4 protein-coding genes and 1 rRNA gene are annotated in these 6,000 nt (G+C 40.1%); 2 read left to right on the top strand and 3 right to left on the bottom strand.

The window, feature by feature from the left end; translation table 11 throughout:
• The first annotated feature begins 65 nt into the window (after positions 1-65).
• Positions 66-176 (top strand): 5S ribosomal RNA (gene rrf, locus ATH1_RS0111805).
• A 278-nt stretch (positions 177-454) separates the two neighbouring features.
• A complete protein-coding gene (locus ATH1_RS0111800; RefSeq protein ID WP_010421914.1) occupies positions 455-2,299 on the top strand; it encodes a tetratricopeptide repeat-containing sensor histidine kinase in 1,845 nt (614 codons plus the stop codon).
• Here ATH1_RS0111800 and ATH1_RS0111795 read toward each other — a convergent pair whose 3' ends face one another.
• The 3 genes from ATH1_RS0111795 to ATH1_RS0111785 form a co-directional block, all read right to left on the bottom strand.
• Positions 2,300-2,929, bottom strand: a complete 630-nt coding sequence (locus ATH1_RS0111795; protein WP_010421912.1) for a ribonuclease H1 domain-containing protein — start codon at positions 2,927-2,929, stop codon at positions 2,300-2,302.
• Positions 2,930-2,997: 68 nt separating this feature from the next.
• Positions 2,998-3,570, bottom strand: a complete 573-nt coding sequence (locus ATH1_RS0111790; RefSeq protein WP_010421910.1) for a MarC family protein — start codon at positions 3,568-3,570, stop codon at positions 2,998-3,000.
• A gap of 214 nt (positions 3,571-3,784) precedes the next feature.
• Positions 3,785-5,917: a S46 family peptidase gene (locus tag ATH1_RS0111785; RefSeq protein ID WP_010421907.1), complete on the bottom strand. Its 2,133-nt coding sequence runs from the start codon at positions 5,915-5,917 to the stop codon at positions 3,785-3,787.
• Between the last annotated feature and the right edge of the window lie 83 nt (positions 5,918-6,000).

The following is a 6,000-nucleotide window of genomic DNA, read 5'->3' as shown; positions in this document are numbered from 1 at the left end:
GCTTCCAATATGTCAACACATCACCTCCAATCCCCCTCCCTGGGAGGGGTTAGGGGAGGCCCTCTTAAGGTGGTTAAAGCAACAGGGTTCCACCTCTTCCCATTCCGAACAGAGAAGTTAAGCCTGTTAGCGCCGATGGTACTGCGTAAAAGCGGGAGAGTAGGTCGCCGCCGACTTTTTAGAAGAAAGCCGTTCCGGAACACCGGAGCGGCTTTTTTTATGTAACGGCTTGACTGCCTCGCGCCAAAGAAAGGATATTGTCGCGGCTTATCTTATCGTACTTTAATTGATGTCAGATGATTAGAGGTTAGTTTTATATTACATCTTACATCTAAAAATCTAACGATCTATTGTTTAATCGGTTTTTATCAGTTGATGTTACTTTTAAATGAGATAATTCCTTAGTTTTGTGTGACGAAATTGAGATATATCAGTTTTATTAGTGTTTCAAAGCATGAAGAAAGGTCAAGGATTTTCGTTTCTGGTTTTCTGCTTTATTATTCTGGGGTGCTCAAGTAAAGTGTTCTCAGAAAATGATTCACTTTTTGTTTTTGGAATTGAAGACAAGCTGAAAAAGTTATTGCCGGATTCGGTCGAAAAGGCCGATTCTCTTGCCAGGGTGCTGATTACTTATGCAGAAGACTCCGGGAATGACACTCTTGCGTCGAGCGGATGGTATTTTCGTGGAGAAGCGGCTTATTATCAGGGACATTTTGATTTTGCCGGTGATTGTTATGAAAAAAGTATTGGATACCTGAACGGTATTGAGAAGCCTGAAAAAAACGCCATTTATTTTAACAATCTTGGACTTACCAGGTATTTTAAAGAGCGATACAATGAAGCGCTTGAAGCATTTTTAAAATCGTCGGAGTATGAAAGAAAAACCGGGAATGACTATGGTTTTGCTCAATGTCTTCACAATATTGCTCTTGTACAAGACAAGGCAGGCAGGTATGAAAGTGCTGAAAAGTATTTTGATCATTCGTTAAATATATTTCTCGAATTGGATTCATTGGCCGATGCGGCAGCAGTTTTGAATGATTATGCCATTTATCTTGCCGGAAGAGGCTTGAATAATCGGGCGATAGAGAAATACGGTGAGGCTATTGAGATATACAAAAAAATTGGTGATTCAGAAGGCATTGCAAAAGTCAAATGTAATATTGGGGCCTTATTTTTGTACGAAAAGGATTATGCGAAATCTGCCAGTTATTTGAAAGAAGCACTCGATTATTTCAATACTCACTCATCTTCATCTTATCTCATCAACATCTATAGTCTTTTAGGTGATCTTTATTACGAACAGGGGAGAAATTCCCTTGCGGTGGTTTTTTATGAAAGGGCTGAACATACCGCCCGGAACATGGGATGGAATAATTTAAGACAGAAAAATTTGTATTCTTTATTTAAGGCATTAAAAGCGGAAGGAGATTATGAAAAAGCCATTGATGTTCTTGAAACTTATTCGCAATTAAAAGATTCCCTGATTATTTCCAATAAAGCCTATCTTGAAGAAACGATTGATAATGAGCTGGAGAAAGATTTGATGGAAAAAGAGTTTAATTTGATGAGAGCCAGAAATAACCAGAAAAATTTGATTCTAATTATCCTTGGCTTAATGGTTATTCTCGGTATTGTGGCCTGGTTTCTTTACGGACGAAGTAACCTTCTGAAAAAGGAGAAAGAAAAACAGGTTCTTCAGCAAAAGATTCATCAGCTTCAGATGAATCCACATCTGATTTTTAATGTATTGTCGTCGGTACAAAATTATATTCTTGAGGATAAGAAAGATGAAGCCGTTGAATATTTAAATGATATCGCTGATTTGGTAAGAAAACTTCTTGATGTAGGGGATATGGAACTTATTCCTCTTGAAGAAGAAATAGACCTTCTGAATAAATACCTTAAAGTACAATGCCGCCGTTATTTCCAGAAAATTGATTGTGGTGTAGATTTCCGCGTTATTTCCGGGTCGCGGTACTTGCTGGTACCGCCAATGTTGGTTCGACCGCTGATTGATGCATTATTTTCGAAAGGAAAAGTTAAGGACAATCAGTGCCCCGGAATAAATATTTACTACGAGCAAAAGGAAGATGGTTTGGAATTGACCCTTGAGAATAAAGGAGTTTATGTAAAGAATGACATATCCAAAGAGAGCATTGAGTTAATTGAAGAACGTCTCAGTCTCCTTTCTCCTAATGGCAAGAAGCCCCGTCTCGAGATTATTGATCTTATTTCGGAAGATGGAAAATCCGGAAGTAAAGTGAGATGTCGGTTGCCTCTTATCACAAAAAATTAATTATTTTCTTCCAAAATCGGCGGGAATCTCACCCCAATTTTCAGTATCCCATTTCAGAACGGGTTGTGACCATTTGTTGTTTTGGAGCCAGTTTTCGGCACGACGTATCCGTTTAAACAATTCTTCTGTTTTTTGAGAATCTTCCAGTTTTGTTATGCATTTTTTCTTTTTTACCCATCCGATGGCAATAGATGAATCGCTGTAAACCGGAATATTCAGGTTTTTGCGTTTCAGCTCGGCCAGACCATGTACGATGGCAAGAAATTCTCCTATATTATTGGTACCAAGGGGGAACTTTGCATGAAACCATTCCTTGTTGCTTTTCACGTGCACTCCGCGGTATTCCATGGGTCCGGGATTGCCGCTACAGGCCGCATCGACAGCCAGACTCTCCCAAAAAGGACCATCGTCTGAAATTTTTTTCCGGCTTTTTGGTGAAGTGGTTTTTTTGTTTGACGAAATATTTTTGGTCCATGGAGATTCATACGCTTTTTGGGCTTCCTCGAGGGTTTTAAAGGATTTATATTTGGCGCCTTTATATCCGTTGATGCGTTTTTTACATTCTTCCCAGTTGTCAACAATGCCTGTTTTATGGCCCAGCCATATCACGTAATACTTTTTAGAAGCCATTCTGGTATGCGTTTTTTCTGATTAATGGTACGGAAAAATTGTCCTGCTCCTATATGCCGGTCTTATGACTAAACCAGGTTTGAAACATTATTTAAAAAGAGTTTAATCGACATGGCCATCAGAATAATGCCAAAGAATTTCTTTAAGACATATATTCCGGCCTGACCGATAATTCTTTCTACCTGATTGGTAAGTCGAAGTACTATATAAACAAAAACAATGTTCAGAAAGAGTGCGATAATAATGTTGATGGTTTCATATTCAGCCCGTAAAGAAAGCAGGGTAGTAAACGATCCGGCCCCGGCAATGAGCGGAAAAGCAATAGGAACGAGTGACGCACCCGAGGGGGAATCGTGTTTGAAAATGGTCACCCCGAGTATCATCTCGATAGCAATCATGAACAATACAATAGATCCGGCAATGGCAAAAGAAGAAATGTCTACTCCGAATAAACCGAGAAGGGCTTTCCCCACAAAGAGAAAGACGATCAGAATAGAAAATGAAACCAGAGAGGCCTGAGCCGCATTAATTTTATTCCCTTTATTCCTTAAATCTACAATAATAGGGATGGAGCCGAGTATGTCTATAACGGCAAAGAGTACAATAAAAGCGGAAACGATTTCCAGAAAATTGAGTTCCATAACCGGGGAAATTTAAATTAACTGTTGGATGCAAATGTAGAAATATTTTCCCGGCTACAGCCATGTAAAATATCAGGGTTCAGATGGCTTATGAATACAGGAGATGGTTAAGAATCCTTCCGGCAGGATAATTATAGCCCCGAAAGCGGTCAAAAGTTTATAGCATCTTTCAGGATTTAAACTTTGCGTCATTGCGTTTCCGCAATCAGTCCTTTTAGCCGGCTGTAATTTTCAATTCTTCCGACAAATAATGTTCTCCCGCGAATTTCTCTATCAAAAACAGGATATAGCGGATATCTACACTGATACATCTTTGTAGTTCGGAAGAATATGAGATATCGGAGGCCATTCCTTCCCAGTTGCCGTCAAAAGCCAATCCCACTATTTCTCCGCGCTTGTTTAGCACAGGACTTCCGCTGTTACCACCTGAAATGTCGTTGTCCGAAATAAAGCATAATGGAAGATTTTTACCAAACGCCTTATCACCTGAATCAAATAATGATTGCACATCTGTTTTCGTCTGATAGGCGGGGTTTCCTGAATTGATTTTTTCCATCATTCCGCTACAGGTCGAAAATGAAGCATAAATAATACCGTCTTCAGGGGAATAAGGTTCTATTTTACCGAACGAAAGTCGTAGTGTACTGTTGGCATCAGGATATAAACTATCGATGGAATCGCCTCGCATTAACATGTTTAGATAGTGGTGCATCGAATAATTTATCTGATCGTCTATTCTGCTATACATGGCATATACGGGGCCAAATTCCTGAAAAAGATCATAGTAAAGACCAAAGCCGGGGTCTGACATGAGTTTTTCTGACGAGGGAGCATCAATGAAATCATTAAATTTTTCGGAATCGGCAAAGAGTGATCCTGAATAGATTTTATCACTCAAATCTCTTGTATTTGTCGCATTTTTAAAGAGTACATCATCGTTCACCCTCAGGCTGTCGTTTAGGTTCTGCAGATAATAAGTCAGCATTTCTTCAAAAACCTCTTTGTCAATAGCAGCCGAAAAATCTTCAAAAAACTCGTCGCCACTCTTTTTAAGTTTTTCGAGTTCTTTTGTCAATGCCTCCTGCCGGACATGATCTTCTTTGAGCAAGCCATACAAATTAAAGGATTCGATAATGAGTGAGCTGATTTCGGGACCGTTGATCAGGCTTTCGATGGTAATAATTGTTGTTTTTGTGAGGTTTTTACGCATCAGGTACAGTATTCTGGAAGAGGTAAGGATTCTCCGGAATTTTTCATCATCATTGATGCGTTCCTGAAGGTGATTTTCCAGTTCTTCTCTTGAATCAATCAGGCCAAGTTCCTCAATGCTTTCATTTTGTCCTGTTGCGTATTTCCGGAAGTTGGCTGAATTGGCATATTTATCGGCATACCGGATGCCTGTCACCTTCGAGTTCTTCATATTTTTTTCCCAGATGGCCTGTTTTATTTTTCTGACATCAGCAATAACAGGATTTATAATATCAAATGATTCCTTTATGCCGGCAGCAGTAATATATCTGTTGGTTTCACCCGGGTATCCGAGCGTCATCGTGAAATCGCCCTCTTTCACACCCTGTTTCGATATGGTAAGAAATCTTTTGGGCTGGAAGGGCACATTACCGGGATCGTAGTCGGCCGGCATTCCTTCGGGGGAACAGTAAACTCTGTAAAAGGCAAAATCGGCCGAATGCCGTGGCCACATCCAATTGTCTCTTTCGCCACCAAACTGTGCAATGTCTTCAGGGGGGGCCGCGACCAGCCGTACATCCCTGAATGTTTGTGTGATAAGGAGAAAGAATTGGTTTTGGAACAGAAAATCCTTTATTTCCGCATCTTGTCCTTTTGCAAGTGAAACCGTGTCGAGGATGACTTTTGAGATACTATCGATAATATGTTCTGTTTCAGGTCGACCGGAGGCATTTTTCAGTGCAGAATTGAAAACAGGCGTAAGATCCTTTGCATCAATCAGTATGGTTGCAGTCTTTCCCGGATTAGGAATTTCTGATGCCGGAGATTGTGCCCGGAAACCATTGCTCAGTAAGTTGTTGTCTACACTGCTGTGTTGCTGAATGTCGCTGTAAGCACAATGGTGGTTGGTAAGCAAAAGGCCTTTGTTGCTGACAAAACTTCCGGTACAGCTGCCATCGTCAAGAGAAACTATACTGAAATTGAGGGCGTTTCCACTGGAACTAAAAATTTCATCTGCCGATAATTCCAACCCCATCTCGTACATCTTTTCAATTTGAGACTGAGGTAAATGCCAGGGTAACCACATGCCTTCGTCGGCAAGGAGAGTAACGAAAAAAAATGTATTCAATAACGTCAGAAGTAATGCCCGCTTCCACATATCAACCAATAACTTAACAAATTCTTAATGTTGCGAAACTACAACAGAATGATTGCATTTACCGATTTTGTAAAATATTTTTA

Source organism: Anaerophaga thermohalophila DSM 12881 (assembly GCF_000191885.1).
Classification (GTDB): Bacteria; Bacteroidota; Bacteroidia; order Bacteroidales; family Marinilabiliaceae; genus Anaerophaga; species Anaerophaga thermohalophila.
Note: the sequence above shows the minus strand (reverse complement) of the source record. Positions and strands in the feature narration are given on the sequence as shown.